The 23728-nt window shown below is 62.3% G+C and carries 27 protein-coding genes; 18 read left to right on the top strand and 9 right to left on the bottom strand.

Annotation, left to right across the window (positions count from 1 at the left end):
* Positions 1-83: 83 nt before the first annotated feature.
* The 3 genes from J2045_RS06005 (at position 84) to J2045_RS05995 (ending at position 3751) form a co-directional block, all read left to right on the top strand.
* Entirely contained in the window at positions 84-1523 is a 1440-nt protein-coding gene (locus tag J2045_RS06005) for an APC family permease (RefSeq protein ID WP_307370484.1), read from the top strand.
* A complete protein-coding gene (locus tag J2045_RS06000) occupies positions 1520-1690 on the top strand; it encodes a hypothetical protein (protein WP_307370482.1) in 171 nt (56 codons plus the stop codon). The genes J2045_RS06005 and J2045_RS06000 overlap by 4 nt, the downstream gene beginning before the upstream one ends.
* Positions 1691-1756: 66 nt before the next feature.
* A complete protein-coding gene (locus J2045_RS05995; RefSeq protein WP_307370480.1) occupies positions 1757-3751 on the top strand; it encodes a primary-amine oxidase in 1995 nt (664 codons plus the stop codon).
* 248 nt (positions 3752-3999) lie between these two features.
* Here the strand turns inward: J2045_RS05995 and J2045_RS05990 are convergent, their stop codons facing one another.
* Both J2045_RS05990 and J2045_RS05985 read right to left on the bottom strand, forming a co-directional pair.
* Complete coding sequence (locus J2045_RS05990; RefSeq protein WP_166600022.1) at positions 4000-5097, bottom strand: TRAP transporter substrate-binding protein; 1098 nt, start codon at positions 5095-5097, stop codon at positions 4000-4002.
* A 157-nt stretch (positions 5098-5254) separates the two neighbouring features.
* Positions 5255-5725: a group III truncated hemoglobin gene (locus tag J2045_RS05985; RefSeq protein ID WP_307370477.1), complete on the bottom strand. Its 471-nt coding sequence runs from the start codon at positions 5723-5725 to the stop codon at positions 5255-5257.
* Between the two features lie 129 nt (positions 5726-5854).
* Between J2045_RS05985 and mbfA the strand changes: the two genes are divergently transcribed.
* Positions 5855-6838 (top strand): iron exporter MbfA, encoded by a 984-nt coding sequence (gene mbfA / locus J2045_RS05980; protein WP_307370475.1) that lies wholly within the window; start codon positions 5855-5857, stop codon positions 6836-6838.
* Positions 6839-6865: 27 nt separating this feature from the next.
* Here the strand turns inward: mbfA and J2045_RS05975 are convergent, their stop codons facing one another.
* Positions 6866-7264: a VOC family protein gene (locus J2045_RS05975; RefSeq protein ID WP_307370472.1), complete on the bottom strand. Its 399-nt coding sequence runs from the start codon at positions 7262-7264 to the stop codon at positions 6866-6868.
* Between the two features lie 22 nt (positions 7265-7286).
* The gene (locus tag J2045_RS05970) at positions 7287-7904 is read right to left on the bottom strand and encodes an RNA polymerase sigma factor (protein WP_307370469.1); all 618 of its coding nucleotides are present in this window, start codon (positions 7902-7904) and stop codon (positions 7287-7289) included.
* Between the two features lie 136 nt (positions 7905-8040).
* Here J2045_RS05970 and J2045_RS05965 point away from each other — a divergent pair, with 136 nt between their 5' ends.
* Positions 8041-9210: an MFS transporter gene (locus tag J2045_RS05965; RefSeq protein ID WP_307370467.1), complete on the top strand. Its 1170-nt coding sequence runs from the start codon at positions 8041-8043 to the stop codon at positions 9208-9210.
* A 9-nt stretch (positions 9211-9219) separates the two neighbouring features.
* On the opposite strand, the gene J2045_RS05960 is transcribed toward J2045_RS05965, so the two are convergent.
* The gene (locus J2045_RS05960) at positions 9220-9837 is read right to left on the bottom strand and encodes a transglutaminase-like cysteine peptidase (RefSeq protein ID WP_307370464.1); all 618 of its coding nucleotides are present in this window, start codon (positions 9835-9837) and stop codon (positions 9220-9222) included.
* Positions 9838-10012: 175 nt separating this feature from the next.
* Positions 10013-10807 (bottom strand): alpha/beta hydrolase, encoded by a 795-nt coding sequence (locus tag J2045_RS05955; protein ID WP_307370461.1) that lies wholly within the window; start codon positions 10805-10807, stop codon positions 10013-10015.
* A gap of 177 nt (positions 10808-10984) precedes the next feature.
* On the opposite strand from J2045_RS05955, the gene infC reads away from it, so the two are divergent.
* The 13 genes from infC to pheT all read left to right on the top strand — a co-directional run bounded on the left by infC (position 10985) and on the right by pheT (position 21161).
* Positions 10985-11521 carry a translation initiation factor IF-3 gene (gene infC / locus J2045_RS05950; protein WP_307371133.1) on the top strand — a complete coding sequence of 179 codons (537 nt, stop codon included), beginning with the start codon at positions 10985-10987 and terminating at the stop codon, positions 11519-11521.
* Between the two features lie 186 nt (positions 11522-11707).
* Entirely contained in the window at positions 11708-12295 is a 588-nt protein-coding gene (locus J2045_RS05945; RefSeq protein WP_307370459.1) for a hypothetical protein, read from the top strand.
* A gap of 145 nt (positions 12296-12440) precedes the next feature.
* Positions 12441-12962 (top strand): PepSY domain-containing protein, encoded by a 522-nt coding sequence (locus tag J2045_RS05940; protein ID WP_307370455.1) that lies wholly within the window; start codon positions 12441-12443, stop codon positions 12960-12962.
* Between the two features lie 3 nt (positions 12963-12965).
* Positions 12966-13631, top strand: coding sequence for a response regulator transcription factor (locus J2045_RS05935; RefSeq protein ID WP_307370453.1), 666 nt, complete (start codon positions 12966-12968; stop codon positions 13629-13631).
* Positions 13628-14950 carry a sensor histidine kinase gene (locus J2045_RS05930; protein ID WP_307370450.1) on the top strand — a complete coding sequence of 441 codons (1323 nt, stop codon included), beginning with the start codon at positions 13628-13630 and terminating at the stop codon, positions 14948-14950. Before J2045_RS05935 ends, J2045_RS05930 begins: the two co-directional genes overlap by 4 nt.
* Before the next feature lie 174 nt (positions 14951-15124).
* Positions 15125-15328: a 50S ribosomal protein L35 gene (rpmI, locus tag J2045_RS05925; protein WP_307370447.1), complete on the top strand. Its 204-nt coding sequence runs from the start codon at positions 15125-15127 to the stop codon at positions 15326-15328.
* Between the two features lie 37 nt (positions 15329-15365).
* Positions 15366-15770 carry a 50S ribosomal protein L20 gene (gene rplT / locus J2045_RS05920; protein WP_166600011.1) on the top strand — a complete coding sequence of 135 codons (405 nt, stop codon included), beginning with the start codon at positions 15366-15368 and terminating at the stop codon, positions 15768-15770.
* A 147-nt stretch (positions 15771-15917) separates the two neighbouring features.
* A complete protein-coding gene (locus tag J2045_RS05915; protein WP_166600010.1) occupies positions 15918-16790 on the top strand; it encodes a lipopolysaccharide kinase InaA family protein in 873 nt (290 codons plus the stop codon).
* Positions 16783-17868: a phenylalanine--tRNA ligase subunit alpha gene (gene pheS / locus J2045_RS05910; RefSeq protein ID WP_307370441.1), complete on the top strand. Its 1086-nt coding sequence runs from the start codon at positions 16783-16785 to the stop codon at positions 17866-17868. Before J2045_RS05915 ends, pheS begins: the two co-directional genes overlap by 8 nt.
* Positions 17869-17907: 39 nt before the next feature.
* Positions 17908-18201: a BrnT family toxin gene (locus J2045_RS05905; RefSeq protein WP_307370438.1), complete on the top strand. Its 294-nt coding sequence runs from the start codon at positions 17908-17910 to the stop codon at positions 18199-18201.
* Positions 18140-18454: a BrnA antitoxin family protein gene (locus J2045_RS05900; RefSeq protein WP_307370435.1), complete on the top strand. Its 315-nt coding sequence runs from the start codon at positions 18140-18142 to the stop codon at positions 18452-18454. Before J2045_RS05905 ends, J2045_RS05900 begins: the two co-directional genes overlap by 62 nt.
* A complete protein-coding gene (locus tag J2045_RS05895; RefSeq protein WP_307370433.1) occupies positions 18451-18741 on the top strand; it encodes a DUF2442 domain-containing protein in 291 nt (96 codons plus the stop codon). Before J2045_RS05900 ends, J2045_RS05895 begins: the two co-directional genes overlap by 4 nt.
* Positions 18738-21161 carry a phenylalanine--tRNA ligase subunit beta gene (gene pheT / locus J2045_RS05890; RefSeq protein ID WP_307370431.1) on the top strand — a complete coding sequence of 808 codons (2424 nt, stop codon included), beginning with the start codon at positions 18738-18740 and terminating at the stop codon, positions 21159-21161. Before J2045_RS05895 ends, pheT begins: the two co-directional genes overlap by 4 nt.
* A gap of 139 nt (positions 21162-21300) precedes the next feature.
* On the opposite strand, the gene J2045_RS05885 is transcribed toward pheT, so the two are convergent.
* From J2045_RS05885 to J2045_RS05875, 3 genes are all read right to left on the bottom strand, one after another.
* A complete protein-coding gene (locus J2045_RS05885; RefSeq protein ID WP_307370429.1) occupies positions 21301-21462 on the bottom strand; it encodes a hypothetical protein in 162 nt (53 codons plus the stop codon).
* Between the two features lie 145 nt (positions 21463-21607).
* Entirely contained in the window at positions 21608-22432 is an 825-nt protein-coding gene (rsgA, locus tag J2045_RS05880) for a ribosome small subunit-dependent GTPase A (RefSeq protein ID WP_442417749.1), read from the bottom strand.
* Between the two features lie 358 nt (positions 22433-22790).
* Complete coding sequence (locus J2045_RS05875) at positions 22791-23705, bottom strand: DMT family transporter (RefSeq protein ID WP_307370422.1); 915 nt, start codon at positions 23703-23705, stop codon at positions 22791-22793.
* Between the last annotated feature and the right edge of the window lie 23 nt (positions 23706-23728).

Raw genomic sequence — 23728 nt, 5'->3', positions numbered from 1 at the left:
GATTCATTGGCATGAACTGCAATATCGGGGCCAAAATGTCGCGCCTACCCTCTTGATGAAAATCAAACAAATGAGGGGTTCCCATGACATTACAATCCATTGCGGATGGTCCGACCGACCGGCTGGCAAAGAATTCCGTCGGCCTCGCGCATATCGTTTTTTTCGTTGTGGCCGCTGCCGCTCCGCTGACCGCCGTGGTCGGCGCGACGCCGGCCGCTTTCGCGTTCGGCAACGGGGCCGGTGTCCCCGGCGCCTTCGTGCTCGCCGGCATTCTCTACATGCTGTTCTCGGTCGGCTTCACCGCCATGAGCCGCCATGTCGGCGGGGCCGGCGCATTCTACACCTATATCACCCATGGCATCGGCAAGCCGGCGGGCGTCGGCGGCGCGCTGATGGCGCTCGTCACCTATTCGGCAGTCCAGATCGCCGTCTACGGCCTCTTCGGTCTGTTCATGGCAGGCGCCATGGCGCCGATTGTCGAGATGCCCTGGTGGGTCTGGTCCTTTGCAGCACTTGTCATCGTGCACATCTGCGGCCAGCGCAACATCGCCTTCTCCGGTGCCATTCTGGGCGTCTGCATGATCGCCGAGATCGCCATTCTGCTGCTCCTCGACATCGGCATCGTGATGGCCGGCGGCGGACCGGAAGGTTTTGGCTTCACCTCCTTTTCGCCCGCCACCGTATTTGCGCCAGGTCTTGGCGTAGCCCTGGTCTTCGTTGTCGGTTCCTATATCGGCTTTGAGGCGACGGCGATTTTCGGTGAAGAGGCGGAAAACCCGGAAAAGACCATTCCGCGCGCAACTTACGTTGCGGTGCTCTTGATCACCGTTTTCTATGCCTTCTCCACCTGGGCAATCGTCCAGTTCTACGGTCCGGCAGCCGTACAGCCGACGGCCGAGGCCGGGCTTGAGGCCTTCTACTTCACCGCCACCGACACCATTCTGGGGCCCTGGGCTTCGCAGGTGATGAACATCCTGCTGATCACCAGCCTGTTTGCCTGCGTGCTTTCCTTTCACAACACGCTGAACCGCTATTTCTTTGCCCTTGGCCGTGAAGGTCTCGCCTTCAAGCTGCTCGGCAAGGTGCATCCGATGCACGGTTCGCCTTATGTCGCCGGCATGCTGCAGAGCGCCATCGCCGCTGTCGTCCTCGTGCTCTTCATCCTCGCCGGTGCCGATCCGTATACAGTGGTCTTCTCGTGGATGTCGGCGCTTGCGGTTATTGGCATTCTTGTTGTCCAGGCGCTGGTGTCCGTCGCGATCATCCTGTTCTTCCGCAAGGTGAAGACGGGTCACGGGGTATGGACGACGACGATTGCCCCGGCGCTCGGCCTTGCCGGTTTGCTGGGCGCACTGGCTCTGGTCATTGCCAACCTGTCGCTGCTCTCGGGTTCTGAAAGCCTCATCGTCAAGTCCTTCCCCTATCTGATCGTGCTGGTCGGTCTCATCGGGGCAACCTTTGCCATGCAGATCAGAAAGGCCAAGCCGGAACTCTATGCTTCGCTCGGAAAGGCCTTCGAATGACCGCGCTGAAGACACTGCCCGCGACCGACCGCCTGCTCGGCATCACGTTGATCGCCCTGAGCGCCGCGACGATCCTGCTCGCCACCGAGGCCCATGCCTTCTGCAATCTCTTCTGCATCCACGGCATGCCTGCCATCGAGGCCGAGATCTGCGCCGGGCGCGGCTGACAAGACACGGGTGGCGTGACAGCGCCACCCAAACCTCACCAACCCAACTGCCTGAAGGACGCTCCCATGGACGCCGTCGTCGACACCATCATCCACCCGCTCGATCCCTTGAGCCTGTCCGAAATCGCGGAAGCGGTTGCCATCCTCAAGGACGAAAAGACGCTGGCGGAAACCATTCGTTTCCCCATCATCCGGCTTGAAGAGCCTGCCAAGGCCGACCTTGCCGCCTTTCGGGCCGGCAAGCCGCTGCCGCGTCTCGCCTTTCTCCTCTCGCTCGATATCTCGACCGGTGCGACCTTCGAGAGCATCGTCGACCTGACGGCCAAACATGTCGCCGACCACAAGCGCCTGGCCCATGACGAACTGCCCTATGGCCAGCCGCCCGTCATGCTCTGCGAATTCGAAACCGTTGAGGGGACGGTGAAATCCGACCCGCGCTGGATCGCCGCCGTCAAGAAGCGCGGCATTACCGATGAGGACATTCCACTCGTCCAGATCGACCCCTTCTCATCGGGCTATTTCGGGCTGGAGTTCGAAAAGGGCCAGCGCATCGTCCGCGCCGTCTCCTACTGGCGTGGGGATGAGCGCGACAACGGTTACGCCCATCCGATCGAGGGTGTCGTCGCCGTGGTCGATCTGGTGAAGAACGAGGTGGTCGATCTCGTTGACGACGAAAAAATCATTCCGGTGCCGAAGAAGAAGCGCAATTATGGCCAGGAAGCCTTTCCGGAGACGCGCCAGGGCTTGAAGCCGCTCGATATCGTTCAGCCGGAGGGGCCGAGCTTTACCGTCGACGGTTGGAAGGTCGACTGGCAGAACTGGTCCTTCCGCGTCGGCTTCACCCCGCGCGAAGGGCTTGTGCTGCATGAACTCGGCATCAAGGATGGCGGCAAGATCCGCCCGATCGTCTTCCGCGCCTCGGTGACGGAAATGGTCGTGCCCTATGCCGACCCGACCGCCAACCACTTCTGGAAGAGCGCCTTCGATGCCGGCGAATACGGTCTCGGCCGGCTCGCCAACTGTCTGGAACTCGGCTGCGATTGCCTCGGCCACATCCACTATTTTGACGTGCCTTCGGCCGATGATTTCGGCCAGCCGATGGTGATGAAAAACGCGATCTGCATGCATGAGGAGGATTACGGCATCCTCTGGAAGCACTATGAATTCCGCAACGGCATCTTCGAAGTCCGCCGCTCACGCCGTCTCGTCATCTCGTTCTTTGCCACCGTCGGCAATTACGACTACGGCTTCTACTGGTATCTCTACCAGGACGGCACGATCCAGCTGGAAGCGAAGCTCACCGGCATCATCCAGACGGCAGCCGTCGCTCCCGGCGAGACCTATCCATGGGGCGGCATGGTCGACGACAATCTCGGCGGCCCGACCCACCAGCACTTCTTCAACGCCCGCCTGCACATGGATGTCGATGGCGGCGGCAATACCGTGACCGAGCATGAGTTCGTGCCGCGTCCCTGGGGCGACGACAACCCTTACGGCAATGTCTTCGACACCAAGACCAAGGTGCTGAAGCGCGAACTGGATTCACCCGCCATCGCCAATGGCGAGACCGGGCGCTATTGGAAGGTGCAGAACCCCAACGTCAAGAACTCCGTCGGCAAGGCGCCAGGCTACAAGATGGTGGTCATGCCGAGCCCGCTGATGCTGGCGCAAGAGGGTTCGACGGTGGCCCAGCGCGGCGGCTTTGCCAGGAAGCACATCTGGGTGACGGCTTTCGACCCGGCGGAGAAATATGCCTCCGGCGACTATCCCAACGTCCATGCTGGTGGCGACGGCCTGCCGAAATATGTCGCCCAGAACCGCAATATCGACAATGCCGACCTGGTTCTCTGGCACTCGTTCGGCCACACCCATGTCTGCAAACCGGAAGACTTTCCAATCATGCCGGTCGAATATGCGGGCTTCACCCTGAAGCCGAACGGCTTCTTCGACGCCAATATCGCGATGGACTTGCCGGCCGACAAGAACGGCCACAGCCGCGACAACCGCGAGGCGGATTGCTGTGCGCCGAAGGATGAGGCGAAGAGCGGTTGCTGCCACTGAGGTGGAGGCTGAAAACAGAAGAGGCCCGGGTGGATGCCCGGGCCTTAGTTCAATGACAAGCGTGTCTCCGAACCCGACGTCATCCTCGGCCTTGTGCCGAGGATCTGCTAAGGTCGAATAAAATCAATAGGCTGCAGATGCTCGGGACAAGCCCGAGCATGACGATATCTAGCCCCCAAGCCCACGTCCAGCCGTCTTGGGACCGAGATTTTTCTCGGCCCTCCTGCCGTTTCGGATGATGGAAGCGCTTAGAGCGTACCCTGGCGCTGCTGGATCATCTGGTAGGTGTCGAAGCTGTATTCGGCGATCTGCGTCCAGAGATAGGCGTCCTGCTTGAAGGCCTGCTGGCTGTCATAGAGCTTCTTGAACCACTCGTTCTTCGCCGAGAGATCCGCATAGGTCTCTTTCGCGGCCTTGTGGCAGGTGTCGAGGATGTCTGTGGTGAAGGCGCGCAGCTGTGCGCCGCCGGCGACGAGTTCGCGAAGCGCCTGGGGGTTGGACGCATCATAGCGGGCGAGCATGCGGGCATTGGCGGCCGCACACGCATCCGTCAGGATACGCTTGTAGCTTTCGGGCAGCGCGTTGAACTTTTCGAGGTTGAAGAAGGCGTGAACCGTCGGGCCGCCTTCCCACCAGGCCGGGTAATAGTAGTAGGGCGCGACCTTGTAGAAGCCGAGCTGCAGATCGTCATAGGGGCCGACGAATTCGGTGGCGTCGATGGCGCCCTTTTCGAGCGCCGGATAGACGTCGGAGCCGGCGATCTGCTGCGGAGTGACGCCAACCTTGGTCATGATTTCCCCGGCAAGACCGGCAATCCGCATCTTCAACCCCTTGAGGTCGTCGATCGTCTTGATCTCCTTGCGATACCAGCCGCCCATCTGCGCGCCGGTATTGCCAGCCGGAAGGGCGTAGATCTTGTAAGGGGCGAGGAACTCGTTGAGGAGCTCATTGCCGCCACCAGCGGTGAACCAGGCATTGGTCATGCGGGCATTGAGGCCGAAGGGGATGGCGGTGCCCAGCGCGAAAGCCGGATCCTTGCCGATGTAGTAATAGCAGCAGGTATGGCCCATCTCGACGGTGTCATCGGCGATGGCATCGGCGACTTCCAGCGGCGGCAGGATTTCGCCGGCGGCGTAGACCTGGATCTGGAACTGCCCGTCGGTCGCCTTCGACACGCTCTCGGCGATGTCGGTTGCTGCACCATAGATGATGTCCAGGCTCTTCGGGAAGGACGAGGCGAGGCGCCAGGTGATCTTCGGGTTTTCCTGGGCGATGGCAGGGGCTGCAAGGGCTGCTGCCCCGACGCCGGCGACGCCGGCCTGCTTGAAGAATTGACGGCGGTTCATGATCTCTTGCCTTCGTTGATACGCACTCCTCCAGCTCCCGCGGCGGGTCTAGTCGGGGTGGTCGGGCAGTGCAAGGGCGAAAAGTCACAATCTTGTCGGGCGGCCGGACCAAATTTGCGTTTTGTTTCCCAAGCTTGATGGTCCGCGCAAGGAACGGTCAGGGCGCGCCGCGCATGCGCGGGTCGTCGAAAGCCGGATTGTAGAAGAGGGAGAGCACGAGGCTCTTGGCGATCCGTTCGGCACTCGCCATGAACCAGCGATGCGCCTCTTCCGATGCTCCGATGGCGGTGAGTGTGTCGGAGAATAGTTGCAGCCATTGTAGGAAGAGATGTTCGGCCATGCCGTCGACGCCTTGATGGGCCTGGACCGGCTTGCCGCCATAAGCACCGGTCTTGAAGGCGACGGAGCCCCAGAAGGCCTTCATCTTGACCATGTGCTCCGGCCAGCGCCCTGCAAGCCGGCCCTCGAAGACAGGGCCGAGGTCTGCATGTTGGCGAATATTGCCATAGAACGTATCCACCAGCCGGTCGATGAAGGCGTCATCGACGCCGATCGACGCCATTTCGGCTGCGGCACGCTGGGTGATCTCGGCACGGTGGGCGGCGCGGCCCGAAAGTTCGGTGGTCATGACTTCGTCTCGCTTCCTGGCTGTCGCAATCCTGATGCGCCCTGCCATGCAGATGGTTCATGCCGCATCTTGATCCAAGCCGCAATCGGGACTAAGTTTAGAACAATTCTAATCTAGGTGACAATCGTCATGTTCAGCATCTCTCTAAGTGGCAGCAAGCGCGCCTTCGACACCCTTTCCGAGCAGGAAATCCTCGCTCTGGCGATTTCCTCGGAGGAGGACGACGCCCGCATCTACCTCGCCTATGCCGATCAGTTGCGCGGGGAGTATCCGCAATCGGCCAAGGTCTTCGAAGACATGGCCGAGGTCGAGCATACCCACCGCAACATGTTGATCGAGAGGCATCGGGACAGGTTCGGCGAACGCATTCCATTGATCCGCCGCGAGCATGTGCGCGGCTTTTACGACCGCAAGCCCGATTGGTTGCGCCAGAACCTGACGCTCGACCAGATCCGCGACGAAGCCATGCGCATGGAGGATGGCGCCTATCGCTTCTATCACGAGGCTGCCCAGCGGACCTCGGATGCGGCGACCCGCAAGCTTCTCGGCGATCTTGCCATGGCCGAACAAGGTCACGAGGAAATCGCCACCATGCTCGGCGAAAAACACCTGCCGGACGACGCGGTGGCGGCGGAGGACGAGACCAAGAAGCGTCAGTTCATCCTGACCTATGTGCAGCCAGGGCTGGCCGGACTGATGGACGGCTCTGTCTCGACGCTCGCCCCGATCTTCGCCGCTGCCTTCGCGACAGGCGATACCTGGTCGACCTTTCTGATCGGCCTCTCGGCCTCGGTCGGCGCGGGCATCTCGATGGGCTTCACCGAGGCAGCCCACGACGACGGCAAGCTCTCTGGCCGCGGCTCACCGCTGAAGCGGGGCCTTGCCTCCGGCATCATGACGACGGTCGGCGGTCTCGGTCACGCGCTGCCCTATCTCATCCCGCATTTCTGGACGGCAACGATCACCGCCATCGTCATTGTCTTCTTCGAGCTCTGGGCGATAGCCTTCATCCAGAACCGCTACATGGAGACGCCCTTCTGGCGCGCCGCCATGCAGGTGGTGCTCGGCGGCTCGCTGGTGCTGGCCGCCGGGGTGCTGATCGGGCAGGGGTAGCGAGACCCCTGCCAGGAGCGGTCGGCCTCAGGCCATGGCCTTCAGCTGCCGAGGCATTTCCGCCGTCTGATACATCGACAGGGTGTGCCCGTCGGGGTCGGCAAATTCTGCCGACCAGCCGCCCGGCGAATGGCTGACGGGTGTCACGATCGTGACGCCCTGTTCGGCAAGACCTTCGACCATGTCGTCGATGCCGCCATCTTCGAGGTCGAAGACGACGATCGGCGAGTTGCCCGGCTTCGACTCGACCTGGAAGAAGAGGAGATCGATCCCGTTCGCTGTCGAGGCGATCAGCCAGTCCGGCTCTCCCGGTTCGTTTTCCATCCGCTGCAGGGGCAGCCCGAGTGTCTCGCCGTAGAAGCGGGCGGTCCGTTCGATATCGGTCACATAATAGCAGATATTGTTGAGCTTCTTGGTTTTCAGCATGGAGAACTCCCGTGTTGGAACGCTAACGCCTTGTTGTTGCCGCCAACCGCAATTTCGTGAGGTCGTGGCCGAAACAAATGAGGTGACCATCCGGGTCGTGGGTCGCGAGCCGTGCGCCGAGGCGCAAGACCAGCGGACGCAGCGACCGCCGGATCGCGCCGAAGGACAGCTGCGGCGAGAGGCGTTCGGGTGCCGTGCCGGACAGTTCGGCGGCCCGCAGGCGCTTGCGGATCTCGCAGATCCGTTGCCGCAAGGCCACCTCGCTCACAGAAAGGAGATGCCGGATCTCGCCATGGGTCTGGCCATTGACGGCGAGCAGAAATGTTGTGCGCAGCGCAGGCGGCAGCAGTTCCACCTGGCGGGCGATATCGTGTGGCGCCACAGGCTCGCTCGCCGTCGGCTGCTGGGAGAGAAAGACGCTCTCGCGCTGTCGTCGACGCACGGCCGAACGGGCGATGAAGGTGCTCCGATGGCGCAACACGCCCCGCATCCAGCGCATGTTTTCCGGTTGTGAAAGGTCGGCTCGCCCTGCCGCGAGCGCCGCGACAAAGGCATCCTGAAGGAGATCCTCTGCCTCTTCCGCGCGTCGGGTATGGCGTCTCGCTTCGTTGAGAAGCTGTTTGAACTGTCTGCTCTGCACCTGTCCCCCCATCCGAAGGAATGGTGGCAGACGGCAGCGAACGCGACAAGCCTGTTGGGTACCGATTGGCGAGGCCGATCCCTTGCGCCAGGATGACAGTCACACATCTGCAATCATCCGTCTTTATGGCGCATTCATGAAAGCCTCTCCCGCGACCATCGGTCTGGGCGTCACCATGACCATCGGTTACGGGACGCTCTATTACTCCTTCTCTGTTCTGGCCCCCGAGATCGCCCGCGAATTCGGTTGGGGGCAGAGCTTCGTCTTCGGCGTTTTCTCCTTCGGGCTGCTTGCGGGTGCGATTGCGGCGCCCGTGCTTGGGCGGCTTGTCGATCGATACGGCGCGCGCTTGATCCTCTGCCTCGGCTCGATCGCGGCCACCGTCTCCCTCGTCATGTTTGCCGTCATGCAGAATGCCTGGCAGTTTGCCGCGATCACGCTTTTCGCCGAGTTTGTCGCGCTCGCCGTCCAGTATGACGCGGGCTTTGCGGCCCTCGCCCAGACCCATGGCCGGCAGGCACGGGCGCATATCACCTTGGTGACGCTGATCGCGGGTTTCGCCTCGACGATCTTCTGGCCGCTTCTGCAATGGCTGCTGACCTGGATGACCTGGCGTGACGTCTATCTCGTCCTGGCGGCCATGAACCTCATGATTGCCCTGCCCATTCATCTTGCTTTGCCGCGTGCGCGGATCCGCGAAGCCGGGATCGAAAACACCCCGGAGCCGGCCGTCGATGTGCCCCTCGACGGTGATCGCAGGCGCCGGATGGTGCTGATGGCGACGGCCTTTGCGGCGGGGGGATTTGTCATGTCTGCGGTCGGTGCCACGCTTCTCGTCCTGATGCGCGATCTCGGTTATGCGACTGCGATCGCGACACTGGCCGGCAGCCTCATCGGGCCGAGCCAGGTGACGGCCCGGCTGGTTGAATATGCGAGGCGCAACCTTTTTGCCCCGCCGCTGACCGCTGTTATCGCAGCCTTAGCCATGGCACTCGGCATGGTTTTGCTGGCCGGTGCGCTCTGGGCGCCGCTCGCCGGCTTCGCCATCGCCTTTGCGATCTTCTACGGTGCGGGTCAGGGATTGACGTCGATCGTCCGCGGCGTGCTGCCGTTGCATTACTTCGGCACAGCCGGTTATGGGCGGACCATGGGTTCGCTTGCATCCGCAAGGATCATCGCCTCGGCGATCGCGCCGGTCTCGGTGATCTGGCTGAACGAGGCGCTGGGACCGCCGGCCGCGCTTGGCGCGCTCATCGCGGTATCGGGCGTCGCTGTTGTCGCGACGCTGGTGCTCACCCGGCGATGAGAACAGGCATTACCGGAGAGCGCCGACCAGCACGTCGGACGTGCCGTTCTCGATGGTGACCCAGCGGCCGGTATCCGTCGAGGACTGCCGCTTGAGAAACGAATAGCGCGTCTCGGTCCAGAGCTTGACGTCGTCGTTGAGATTGTCGAGCACGAAATCGCCGGACTGGGTCCGCACGGTGAGAACCGCATGGCCCTCACCGTCGGGCTTGCGCACGACTGTCATCAGCAGGTCGCCGGCAGAGAAGCCCGCCTCCAGCAGCTTCTTGCGCTTCAGAAGGACGAAATCCTCGCAATCGCCGAGATCGACCGGATAGGCCCAGACTTCCTCGCGGCCGTAGATCTCCTCGTCGGTCATCGGCACGATGGCATGGTTGACGCTCGCATTAACGTCACGGATCACGCTCCAGCCGTGGTCGGTGACCTTCGGCGGCGTCGACGGACGGGCACGCACTGCACATTCCTGCGGCTGGGCCTTGCAGAATTCGTAATGGCCGATCGGCTGAGACGTCACACTGCCGGTGATCATCGAGCGAAGCGACTGCGGCGCAGAGAAGCCCGCATGAGCAGGTGCGAGAACCGCAGCTGCAATGATGAGCGCCTTGATGGCGCGCGAGCCGTTCGTCATGAACACGTCCCCTGAATTCTTAACAAAACGTTAAGATTGCAGGGGGGCATGAGTCAACGGCGCAGGGGCAGGCCGCCCAAGCAATTCATACGCTATGGTTAAAATGCGACAGTTCGCCCCCCCGGAACGGGAAGAGGTTCCCAGGGGATGACGAGATACCGAAAATCCGAGATATTCAGATCATGGAGAGGATCGCGGATTTCATCTTCGCGATGTCCTCCGGGCGCGACAGCCGGTGGTCTCCGTCACGAATCAGGGTCAGCACGACGTCGTCCAGCGGCAGGAACTCCATGAGTTTCAGCGCGTGCTGATAGGGCACATCCGGGTCCTTCATGCCCTGCAGGATATGCACCGGGCAACCCGTCTCGATCAGCCCCATGAGAACACGGTTCTTCGCGCCGTCTTCCATGAGTTCGCGGGTGAAGATGTTTGGCTCGGGGCTGTATTCGGAAGGCTCCTCGAAATAGCCACGTTCGGCAAGCGACTGCCGTTCGGCCTCCGTCAGGCTGGGTTCAATGAGTTCGGACGTGAAGTCCGGCGCCGGCGCGATCAGCACCAGGCCGTCGACCGTAAAGGGCAGGTTGAGGCGGCGCGCCTCCTGAATGACACGCAAGGCAATCCAGCCACCCATGGACGAGCCGATCAGAACGACCTTGCTGACGCCTGATGCAGCGATGACGGCGAGCGCCTCCTCGGTCCAGCGCGAAATGGTGCCTTTGGCGAAATCCCCGCCCGACACGCCATGGCCGGAATAATCGAAGCGAATGGCCGTTATGCCCTGCTCTGCGGCAAGTGCGTCCATCTCGATCGCTTTGGTGCCCGACATGTCGGAGCGATAGCCGCCGAGCCAGACGAGAGCCGGACGATCCGCATCCGTGCCGAGACGGGTGATCACCGCGATGTCGCGCGCCATCTCGGCGGCTCCGACGGTGATCGTGGTCTGTCTGAGGATGTTGGCCCTGTCGGTCATTGCGTGCTCCTTTTGTCGAAGGTTGTAAAACACATTCGGGAAGTCACCGACAACAGGTGATTTTCTTTCGGAAGCATGCTATTGACACTGCCGTCGCAGATATCACATAGCCCTTTGACGCGGATGCGCGCGGGGAAACGCTGCGACATTCCGAAATTGTTTGAGGAGAATACGACCATTCGCAGACCGTTCAAGACCGATGCCCCCGTGAAGGACGGGCCGCGCTCCAACCGTGAAATCCGCATTCCGAAAGTCCAGCTGATCAATGAAGAGGGCGTGAACCTCGGTGTCATCGCGACGGATCAGGCGCTGCGCATGGCGGAAGAAGCCGGACTGGATCTGGTCGAGATTTCGCCGAATGCCGAGCCGCCGGTCTGCAAGATCCTCGATCTCGGCAAGCTGAAATACGCCAACCAGAAGAAGGCGGCTGAAGCGCGCAAGAAGCAGAAGATCGTCGAGGTCAAGGAAATCAAGATGCGCCCCAACATCGACACCCATGATTATGAGGTGAAGATGAAGGCGATGAACCGCTTCTTCGAAGAAGGTGACAAGGTCAAGGTGACCTTGAAGTTCCGTGGTCGTGAAATGGCCCACCAGGAACTCGGCATGAAGCTTCTGCTGCAGGTCAAGGAAGACACTGTGGGCATCGCCAAGGTTGAGGCCGAGCCGAAGCTCGAAGGCCGCCAGATGATGATGGTGCTTGCTCCGAAGTGAGCAGGTGATCCGTTGCATGTTGAAAAAGCCGCTCTTCGGGGCGGCTTTTTTCATGGTTGCCGTCACCGCGCGCGCCATCGACTGCCCCTGACAGAACACTGACAGAATCGCGGACCGCCCTGTCAGCGCGTGTGATGCATGATCCTCCCATCGCAAATGCATTGAACCGCTTCTGGAGGACATCTCATGACCAAGCTTCTTCGCCGCACCCTGCTTATTTCGAGCACGGCGCTCATGGCGATCACCTTTGTTCCGACGTTGGGCACCCTCGTTCCTGGCCCGTTGTCTGCTCTCATCGCGAGCGAAGCCCACGCGCGGGGCGGTGACGACGACGATGACAACGACAGCGACGACAGTGATGACAGTGATGACAGTGATGACAGCGACGACAGCGGCCGCGACAGCGACAGTGATCGCGATGACAGCGACGACGACAGTTCCGGCCGGGATCGCGACCGGGACGACGACAGCGATGACGATGACGACGACCGCAGCAGCGACGATGATGATGACGACGACGATTCGGTCGATGATGACTCTGTTGACGATGATGATGACGGCAGCCGCCGTGGACGGGGCGGTGACCGCGACGAGATTCGCCTGATCGTCAACGACAACCAGCTCCAGGGGCTCCTCAACGGTTCCATGGTGCCGGTTGACCAGAACGGCAAGCGCCTGAGATTCGAAATCGAACGGGAGCACGGCAACACCGAGATCAAGCTTCGTGCACCGAAGGGCACGCTGACCGGCGTAACCGTTATCCCCACACCCTGACCGAACCGGAACGGCGAAACCCGAGCCGCCGCGGGTGACATTCATGCCGTTTCGCCCCGCCCGGCCCCCACCGGGCGGGGATGGCTTTTCTCTTGTTGGCGGGCGACCCGAGCCGCGCTAGTGTCGTTCAAACCCTGATCGAGCCATGATGGACCGTCGTCTTTTTCTGTTCGCACTGCTTAGCCTTGTCGCCGCTGGTCTGTCGCCGGCCGGGAGCGCTTTTGCCAAGGACGGAGGCGACGATGACGATGATGATGATGACGACAGCGGCGGCGGTGGCTCCGACGATTCGGATGATGGCGACGATTCCGATTCCGATTCCGATGACGATGATGACAGCAGTGATCGCGACCGTGATCGTGATGACGACGATAGCGATCAGGACAAGGACGACGACGACCGGGACGACAGCAGTGGCTCCGGAAAGTCAGGCAGCTCCCGGGACCACAATCGGGCCCGCGACGCTGTGGACAAGGGGCGTATCCTTCCGCTCCGCGAGATCCTGAAGCGAGTCGACGGCCTGGGTGGCGGCAGGGTGATTTCGGTGGATCTCAATCTGAAGGCTCGCGCTCCCTATTATACTTTGAAGGTGGAAAGTGGCTCCCGCGTCAGAACCCTGAAGCTGGACGCTGCGACCGGCCGCAAGCTCAATCTCTTCGGATGGTGACCCATGCGCATTCTGCTCGCGGAGGACGATCAGACCATAGCCGACCACACACGCGGCAAGCTCGAGATGGAGGGCTTTGTCGTCGAACATCGCGCCACGGGGCCGGACGTCTGGGCGGAAGGGGAGACGGGTGACTACGCGGCGATCATTCTCGACCTCGGCCTGCCTGGCATGGATGGCCTGTCGATCCTCAAGCGCTGGCGCGCCTCCGGCGTGGAGACGCCGATCCTGGTGCTGACGGCGCGGGGGTCCTGGATGGAGCGCGTCGATGGCTTCGATGCCGGTGCCGACGACTACCTGCCCAAGCCCTTTCGCAGCGAGGAATTGATCGCGCGCCTGAAAGCGCTTCTGCGCCGCGCCGGCGGTCGGGCCAAGACACGAGCCTCTGCGGGTGGCTTCGTGCTCGACGAGGTCGCGCGCCGCATCACCTATGATGACCGCCCGATCGATCTCACCCCGCTCGAATTCCGTCTCCTCGCCTTGCTCATTGCCGAGCCGGATCGGGTCTTCGACCCTCTGGAAATCGCCAGGCAGGTCCAGGGTCGCGATGACGACGCGGGCAAGAATGCGGTCGAGGCGATGATCGCCCGTATCCGCCGCAAGACGCATGCCACGGCCATCGAGACGCGTCGCGGCTTCGGCTATACGATCGCCGGCGAGGGGGCATGATCCAGTCCTTGCGTCTGCGCCTGCTGGTTGGCTCGGTTCTGGCCATAGCCTTCATTCTCCTGCTGGTCGCATCGGGCCTCAGCCGTGTCTTCTCCAACTACGTCGCCGATCGCTACCGTGCCGACATGTCGGCGATCATCGACCAGCTCGCCGCCAACGTCGAGTTCGGCGGCGGCAAGGTCAAGCTGACCGATGAGCCGGGAGACCCCCGTTTCGAGCTGCCGGGCAGCGGGCTGTACTGGCAGGTCATCGGGCAGGATGGCCTCATTTTCCGCTCGCGCTCGCTCTGGGACATCGAGCTCGCTCCTCGCACCCTTCTCACCGGATCCTACGGGTTTGATGTGGCCGAAGGGCCGGATGGTGCGCCGCTGCTGGTGCAGAGGCGCACCATTGACTTCGAGACATCAGGCGGAACCCGCTCCCTGACGTTGCTCGCCGCCTTCGATCGCAAGATCGTCGATGACACGATCTCCGAATACCACGGTGCCATGACGATCATGCTGGTGCTGACGGCTGCAGTTCTCCTGGCGGCCGCCTTCCTGCAGATCGGCATCGGCCTTGCCCCCCTCTCACGCTTGCAGGAGGGGCTGGCACGCGTGCGGTCGGGCGCCACGGACCAGCTGACGGGGGAGGGGCCGACGGAACTGCATCCACTGGTCACCGAGTTGAACGGCTTGTTGAAGGAGCGCGAGACGGCGATCGGACGCGCTCGCGCCAGGGCGAGCGACCTGGCGCACGGGCTGAAGACACCTCTGACGGTTCTGCTGCAACTCGCCGACAATCTGCCCGATCGCGAGCGCATCATGATCCGGCAGCAGGTCGACCTGATCCGCCAGCGCGCCGACCGGCAATTGCAGTCGGCGAGACTCGGTGTCGAACAGATGGCCCAGACCGGCCTTGCCTCGCTGACCGGCAAGCTCATCTCGGTTCTCACCCCGGTTACCGCCGCCCGCGATGTCACCTGGCATGTCGACCTGGATGAGCAGTTGACCGTCGATATGGATCCGGCAGACCTGGCCGAGGCCCTTGGAAATGTCCTCGACAACGCCACCCGCTTCGCGAAATCGGAGATCCGCGTCAGCGCGGAACGGCAGCGGGACGGCATCCGGCTTCATGTCGAGGATGACGGCCCGGGCGTCAAGGATGAGGACCTGTCGGGCATCGCCCGCCGTGGCGTGCATCTCGACGACGACGAGGGGACCGGGCTGGGCCTTGCCATCAGTGAGGATGTGCTCGCAGCCTATGGTGGATCCATTGCTTTCTCGCGGTCTGTGCTCGGTGGGCTCGGCGTGACGCTCTGGCTTCCGGCCCATCGCTGAGGAGGCGTGATCCGGGTGAAGCAAGATTCCCGTCTGTCACCCGTTGCGCTTTTTCGGGTCTGCGGTTATAAGCGCGCGTCCGAACGGTCCGGCAGGGCATGCCGTGGCCGTTCTTTATGCTTGAAAACGGGCATTCGTCAGCCTGTTTCGATACAAGAACAATGGAGTAGCAAAATGCCCAAGATGAAGACGAAATCCTCCGCGAAAAAGCGGTTCAAGATCACGGCGACCGGCAAGGTTCTCGCCGCCGCTGCTGGCAAGCGCCACGGCATGATCAAGCGTTCCAACAAGTTCATTCGCGATGCCCGCGGCACGATGGTTCTGGCTGAACCTGACGGCAAGAAGGTCATCAAGAACTACCTGCCGAACGGTCTCTGAGACCCGATCGCTGTTGGACAATTAAGGAGATCATGACATGGCACGCGTAAAACGTGGCGTAACTTCCCGCGCCAAGCACAACAAGGTATTCAAGCAGGCCAAGGGCTTCTACGGCCGCCGCAAGAACACGATCCGCGCAGCAAAGGCTGCCGTCGATCGTTCCAAGCAGTTTGCTTACCGCGACCGCAAGAACAACAAGCGCAACTTCCGCGCTCTGTGGATCCAGCGTATCAACGCTGCAGTCCGCGAATTCGGCCTGACCTACGGCCGCTTCATCGACGGCCTGAACAAGGCTGGCATCGAAGTCGACCGCAAGGTCCTGTCCGACCTCGCCATCCATGAGCCGGCTGCTTTCGCGAAGCTCGTCGAAGCTTCCAAGAAGGCACTTGTCTACCTCAAGGATGCCGGCACGGCCAACGAGTTTGAAAGCGCGGTCAAGTAAGCTAGCGCTTTCCTTCGAGTTCTGATGGATTGGGAAACCCGCGCTGGCTCACCGGCGCGGGTTTTTCGCATAAGCTAGCCGCATCGGGTCGGCATGAGGGGTGATTGGGGTCGGAATCCTGCCGCGAATGCGGACGAGAGGTGTTGCATGGCAAACCAGGAGAGAGCGGCAGAGCCCGTCCAGGACCTGACCGATTTGCGCGACGAGGATGTCCTGCGTGTGCTGCGGGCTCTGGTTGAAAGCGACCTGCGGGTGCAGCGGCTTGAACTGCCGGCGCGCATCGTCTGGATCAAGCGACAGGGGAACAAGGTCCTTCCGGTCTTCGTCGCCATCCAGGGCCTGGCTGCCACCGTTTTCCGCCTGCCGTTCCTCAGGCCCTCTCCGCAGCTTCGGCCGCAGGCCATGCAGGCGCGGGAGATCCGCCGCCTTCGATCCTTCGAGCAGGCGGGTTTTCCCGTTCCCAAGGTCGTCTATGCTTCGCCGACAGCCATGGTCATGGCCGATGTCGGGCCGACGATCGCAGAGCGTCTGCGCCGGATCCGGAATGATGCCGGCGCCCATGATGCGCTGCTGGTCAAGGTGGCGGATGCACTGGGGCGGGTACACGCGGCGGGCCTTTGTCATGGCCGGCCGCATGTCCGCGATTTCTTCCTTGCAGCGGGCGCTGTCGGATTCATGGACTTCGAGGAGGATCCCGCCTCCGTGATGCCGCTGGAAGTGGCACAGGCCCGCGATGTTCTGCTTTACTTCCTGGTCGTGACATCGCTCGCCGTATCCGCCGAGGTGACCTGTCCGGCCGCGCTTGACGCCTGGCTTCGCCATGCACCGGGGGCCGCCCGCCGGGAATTGCTGGCGCTGGCGTCCTTCGCCGGTCGAATTTTGCCATTCGCCCGGTTGATTGGCCGCCTGCACATGGGTAGTGATCTGCGACGCTTTATCAAGGCTACGGAATTTCTGATGACGGCCCCGCTACATGAGGTGGACGGCCCACGACGCGCCAAGGCAGGAAAAGATGGTTGAACTAGACGCACTGAAGGCACAGCTCCAGGCCGATATCGCCGCAGCCGCGGACGAGCAGGCGATCGAGGCGGTGCGCGTGGCGGCGCTCGGCAAGAAGGGGTCCGTTTCGGAACTCTTAAAGACGCTCGGCACGATGACGCCGGAAGAGCGCCAGACGCGTGGCGCCGCGATCAACGCGCTGAAGAACGAGATCACCGAGGAAATCGGAGCCCGCAAGACGGCGCTGAAGGACGCGGCGATCAACGCCCGCCTGAAGGCAGAGACGCTCGATGTGTCGCTGCCCGTGCGCTCCTCGCCGGCCGAACGCGGCCGCATCCACCCGATCAGCCAGATCGTCGACGAGATCACAGCGATCTTCGCCGATATGGGCTTCTCGATCGCCGAAGGTCCTGACATCGAGACCGACTATTATAACTTCACGGCTCTGAACTTCCCCGAGGGACATCCGGCCCGCGAGATGCACGACACCTTCTTCCTGCAGCCGGATGAAAACGGTGAGCGCAAGGTGCTGCGCACCCATACGTCTCCTGTTCAGGTTCGCACCATGGAGGCCCAGAAGCCGCCGATCCGCATCGTAATTCCCGGCAAGACCTATCGCCAGGACTCGGATGCCACGCACTCGCCGATGTTCCACCAGGTCGAAGGTCTGGTCATCGACAAGACGGCGAATGTCGCCAACATGCGCTGGATCCTCGAAGAGTTCTGCAAGGCCTTCTTCGAGGTCGACAGCGTCACCATGCGCTTCCGCCCGTCCTTCTTCCCGTTCACCGAGCCGAGCTTCGAGGTCGACATCCAGTGCGATCGTTCCTCGGGCCCGATCGTCAAGTTCGGTGAAGGCAAGGACTGGATGGAAATCCTCGGCTGCGGCATGGTTCACCCGAACGTGCTGCGCGCTGGCGGGCTCGATCCGGACGAGTATCAGGGCTTCGCCTGGGGCATGGGCCTCGACCGCATCGCCATGCTGAAATACGGCATGCCTGATCTCCGCGACTTCTTTAACGCCGATGTCCGCTGGATGAGCCACTATGGCTTCCGACCGCTCGACGTGCCGACGTTGTTTGGTGGTTTGAGCAGCTGATGATTTATTCGTGGCCACAATTAAATATATGTGGTAGAGATGGAGCTGGAATGGGACGAGGAGAAGCGTCAGCGCAACCTGCGTGAGCGGGGGCTGGATTTCGCAGATGCCTATGGCTTCGACCTTGCTTCTTCCGTGACGCGCGTTGACGACCGAGTTGATTACGGGGAAACCCGCTTTGTGACCTACGGTCTACTCGGTGGTCGGCTGCATGTCATGTGCTGGACCGAGCGCTCCGAACGAATGCGGATCATCTCACTGAGGAAAGCCAATGAGCGAGAACAGAAAGCCTTCGCCCAAGTCTTTGGATCAGGACCTGCCGCTGACGGATGAGGATGGAGAGGTTCGCGAAATGACGCTGGAAGACTTCAGCGCTTTTCGACCGACACGTGCCCTTGTTCCGGAGGTGGTCGAGCGCTGGGAGAGAACTCGTGGCCAGCGAGGCCCACAGAAGGCCCCGGTTAAGGAGCGTGTCGGGTTGAGATTGAACAGAGACGTGGTCGAGCATTTTCGCCAGACCGGTCCTGGCTGGCAGAGCCGGATCAACGACGTGCTGGAGGATTATGTGAAGGCAAGAGAGAATTGATTGAACATCTCGACAACATGCGCCCGGTCGATCTGCTTTGCGATGACGACCTGCTGCATGTGGAACTGACGGACGGTCGGATCGTCAGCGTCCCGGTCTGGTGGTACCCGCCCCTTCAGGAGGCGCTGCCGGTGGAGCGGAACAACGTGGAATTCATGCCGTCGAGCATTCACTGGCCCGATATCGATCTCGATGTGACGGTGGTCAGCATGCTCCTCGGAAGACAGGCGTCAGGCGCGCGATCGCTGGACGCTTCGGGCAAGATGCAGATGGGAACGAGACAATGAAATTCACACTCTCCTGGCTGAAGGATCACCTGGAAACCGAGGCTTCGCTCGAGGAAATCTGCGAGCGGCTGACCGCGATCGGCCTCGAGGTCGAGGATGTCGATGACAAGGCGGCCTACAAGCCCTTCGTCATTGCCAGGATCCTGACGGCGGAAAAGCATCCCGAGGCCGATCGCCTGAAGGTGCTCTCGGTCGATGCCGGCGACGGCAAGCCTGTGCAGATCGTCTGCGGCGCGCCGAATGCGCGCGCCGGCATGGTGGGTGCGCTCGCGCGTCCGGGCACCTATGTGCCCGGCATCGACGTGACGCTCGCCGTCGGCAAGATCCGTGGTGTCGAAAGCCATGGCATGATGTGCTCTGAAAAGGAGCTCAACATCTCCGAGGACCACAACGGCATTATCGACCTGCCCGAGGATGCCCCTGTTGGTACCTCCTTCGCATCGTACGCCGGCCTCGACGACCCGGTCATCGAGATCAACCTGACGCCGAACCGTCCGGATTGCACCTCGGTCTTCGGCATTGCCCGCGATCTCGCAGCCTCGGGTCTCGGCACGCTCAAGGCCCCGAAGGCGCCCGCCTTCAAGGTCGAGGGCGAGACACCGGTCGAGGTGAAGCTTGAGCTCGAAGACCATCTCTGCCCCGGCTTCGCCTATCGCCTCGTGCGCGGCGTGAAGAACGGCCCGAGCCCGAAGTGGATGCAGCAGCGTCTGCTGGCGATCGGCCTTCGCCCGATCTCGGCGCTGGTCGACGTCACCAACTACATGACCTTCGACCAGGGGCGTCCGATGCACGTCTTCGACGCCGACAAGGTCAAGGGCGCGCTGGTCGTGCGCCGGGCCAAGGACGGCGAGGAAATCCTCGCGCTCGACACTCGCACCTACAAGCTGAACCCGAACAACGTCGTCATCGCCGATGACAACGGTCCGGAATCCATCGGCGGCATCATGGGCGGTGAGCATTCTGGCTGTGACGAGAACACCGTCAACGTGCTGATCGAGTCGGCCCTCTGGGATCCGATCAACATCGCCAAGACCGGCCGCGCCCATGGCATCATCACCGATGCGCGCTACCGTTTCGAACGCGGTGTTGACCCCGAATACATGGTCCCGGGTCTGGAGCGCACCACCGAACTGGTTCTCGAAATGTGCGGCGGTGTCGCGGCGGAAATGAAGGTCGAGGGCTACAAGGGTCACCAGAAGAAGGTCGTCGATTTCCCCTATGCGGAAGTCAAGCGCCTGACGGGTCTGACCGTTTCGAACGACGAGTCGCGCCAGATCCTGACCGCCCTCGGCTTCGAGATCCTGTCGGGCGACGAGACCTCAGCCAAGGTTTCCGTTCCCTCCTGGCGTCCTGACGTCGATGGCAAGGCGGATCTGGTTGAAGAGGTCATGCGCATGCACGGCGTCGACAACATCAAGCCGGAGCCGCTGCCTCCGACCGGTTCGGTCAATGCCAAGATCCTGACCACGTTGCAGATCCGCACACGTTCGGCCCGCCGGGCGCTGGCCTCGCGCGGCATGCTGGAAGCCGTCACCTGGTCCTTCATTTCGGCCGAGCACGCCAGGCTCTTCGGCGGCGGCAGCGAGAAGCTGAAGCTGGTCAACCCGATCGCGGCTGACATGTCGGACATGCGCCCCTCGCTGCTGCCGGGCCTGCTGACGGCGGCCCAGCGCAATGCCGACCGTGGCTTCGGCGATGTGGCCATCTTCGAAGTCTCCGGCACCTATGAAGGCGATACGCCCGACACGCAGCGTCGCGTCGCCGGTGGCGTGCGCCGTGGTACGGCGTCGATCGCTGGTGCCGGCCGCATGTGGTCGAATGGGGCCAAGGGCGGTGGCAAGCCGGTCGACGTCTTCGACGCCAAGGCAGATGCGCTCGCCGTGCTCGAAGCCTGCGGTATCCCGATGAGCAACGTGCAGATCGAGCAGGGTGGCCCCGAATGGTATCACCCGGGCCGTTCCGGCACGATCAAGGCCGGCCCCAAGGTCATCCTCGGCACCTTCGGTGAATTCCACCCGAAGACGCTGGAAGCGCTCGACGTGTCAGGCACGCTCTGCGGCTTCGAAATCTATGTCGACGCCCTGCCCGAGCCGAAGAAGAAGGCGACCCGCACCAAGCCGGCGCTGGAGCTTTCGGCCTTCCAGATGGTGAAGCGCGACTTCGCCTTCGTCGTCGAAAAGACGGTCGAGGCCGGCGCGATCATCAAGGCGGCGACAAGCGCGGACCGCAAGCTGATCTCGGGCGTCAATGTCTTCGACATCTTCGAGGGTGCATCCGTCGGCGAGGGCCGGAAGTCGGTGGCGATCGAGGTTCTGATCCAGCCGACAGACAAGACGCTGACCGACGAGGATTTCGATGCACTGACGAAGAAGATCGTCGGCAATGTCGAGAAGTCGACGGGCGGCACGCTGCGCGCCTGATCCTGTGGCGACGGGCCCACGTGGTCCGTCTGCGATGAGACAAAGAAAAAGCCCTTTCCCTGCATGTCAGGGAAAGGGCTTTTTGATGTGGATCCGATGGTCATGGACCGTCAGGAAGATCGGGCTTCGTCATCACACCTTACAGGCTGACACGACGGCCTTCCTTGTCGGCCGACTTGCGGTCGGTGCCGTGCTTGGCAAGAATTGCCTTGGCGTCTTCCACCGAAATGCGGTGCTTCTTGGCGAAGGGAATGGCTTCATAGCCCTGGGCCGGTGCGGTCGTGTTCTTCTTGTCTGACATGCAAGTCTCCAAGTCTCTTTGCGACGGCAGGGTGCCGAAGCCTCTGGTATCGGGGTGAGGGGGAAGGGAACCACGCCTGATATCGGCGGGCGTCGCGCGCAATCTCAGCGCCATGACCCCTATATGGGGGTAGAGGGCCGAAAGCTCAATACTTCTTCTTGCGCAGCGTCTTGTTGCCCTTCGGTCCGGAATAGACGGGCGTGCGGTCACGGTTCTCCGCCTGCAGCAGACGCCAGCGATCGAGACGGTCCGGGTCGAGCGTACCGTCCTTGATCGCGGCCTGCACGGCACAGCCTTTTTCATGCGAATGGCTGCAATCGCGAAACTTGCAATGCGGGACAAGCTCGGTGATTTCGGCAAACAGCGTGTCGATACCGTCGGTGATGTCGCTGACGTAAAGCGTGCGGATGCCGGGCGTATCGATCACCCAGCCACCGCTGGCCATGGCATGCAGGGAGCGCGCCGTCGTCGTGTGCCGCCCCTTGGCATCATGCTCGCGGATCGAACCGGTCTTCTGGGCCGTCTCGGCCCCGTGACCGGCGAGCGTGTTGACCAGCGTCGACTTGCCGACGCCGGAGGAACCGACGAGCGCCACTGTTTGGCCTGGACCGCACCAGGGCATCAAGGGGTCGATGGCATCAGGCGAGCGCGCATTGACGATGACGACGGGCAGATCGCGCTGCAGGCCTCGGGCCTCGTCGGCGTAGACGGAGGCGTCGTCGACCGTGTCGGCCTTGGTCAGCACGATCACCGGACGCGTGCCCGCCTGGTTGGCCATGACCAGATACCGTTCGAGCCGCGCGGCGTTGAAATCGGCGTTGCAGGAGGTGACGATGAACAGCGTATCGACATTGGCGGCGGCGAGCTGCTGACCGAAGGCGCCTTCGGTGCGTCGCTGCAGCACGGTCTGGCGATCCAGGCGGCGCACGAGGAGGTCCGTGTAACGCGCGGCGAGAACCCAGTCGCCCACCGCGAAATCGGCCGTATTGCTGTTCGGCGGAAGCTCGATCTCCACCGGCCCGGTCGCATCGATCGCCTCCAGGCGGTCGCGATGCACCGAGGAAATCCGGCGCACCAGGAGATCGGCCTCATCAGCCGTCACCTGCTCGGCGAAGAAGGCGCTGAAGCCGAGCCGCGAGAGCGCGGCGGTATCGAGGAGGCCGGTCAAGGGCGGACCGCCGGGGTGAGACGTAAAGCCATGGGCACTTTCAGCGTTGAGATCGGGCAGTCGTGCTTCTCATAGCGCAGAAAGTCGTCGCTGACGCGTGAAATCGAACAGGCCTCCGTGGCGGTGTACCCGTCTGCGGTCCGGACCGAAGCCTCGGCAATCAGGCTCTGAGGTCAGGCGCGCCGACGGCTGGCACGACACGTCGGCGCGGCAGCCGGGCAAACATGACGGCATTGCCGGCGAGCGTCAGCGCGAGACCCAGCATCGCGAGCGGCGTGAAGTGATAGTCCTCGTAAAGGCTCGAGAGCGTCAGGGCGACGACGGGGAAGAGCACCGTGGCATAGGCGGCCTTCTGCGAGCCGATCCGCGAGACCAGCATCAGATAGGTGGTAAAGCCGACGACGGAGCCGATGACCGAGAGATAGACGAGGGCGGCGAGATAGGTCTGGTTGGGTGGCAGCACGATGGGCGTTCCGGTCACGCCGATCAGGGCAAGAAGCGCGATCGAGCCATAGCTCATGCCCCACGCATTGGCAGTCACGGGCGCAATGCCTTCGGCGCTGTTGCGGCGGGACGCCATGTTGCCGAAGGAAAAGAAGAGCGTGCCGAGCGCCGAAAGCCCGATGCCCTTCCAGCTGTCCGGATTGACGGCGATGAAAATGTCAGGGCCGAAGAGCAGCGCAAGCCCGGTGGCGCCGAGACCGGCGGCGACCAGCGTGCGCGGCTTGATCGGATCGCCGAAGAAGATGCGCGCATTGACGGCGTTGTAAACGGTGGCGAGCGAGAAGACGACGGAGATCAGTCCCGACGGCACATAGCTGGCCGCGTGATAGAAGCAGAGGAAGTTGCAGCAGAAGAGCGACAGCGCCTGGACGAGGATGAAAGGCTGCTGCTTCAGCGTCGGCACTTTCAGGCGACCTGTGAGCGCCAGCACGCCGACAAGCACGAGGGCGGCAAGGGCGAAGCGATAAAAGACCGAGACCAGCACGGGCACCGGCCCGATCTGCAGCGCGATCGCGATCCAGGTCGTGCCCCAGATCAGCACGGTCGACGAGAAGAGAAGAAGATTGGTCATGGGATGCGCCTCGCTTTCGAAAG

It is taken from the genome of Peteryoungia aggregata LMG 23059, from assembly GCF_030814435.1.
In the GTDB taxonomy this organism is placed as follows: domain Bacteria; phylum Pseudomonadota; class Alphaproteobacteria; order Rhizobiales; family Rhizobiaceae; genus Allorhizobium; species Allorhizobium aggregatum.
The sequence above is the reverse complement of the archived record's forward strand: the minus strand, read 5'-3'. Positions and strand labels throughout refer to the sequence as shown.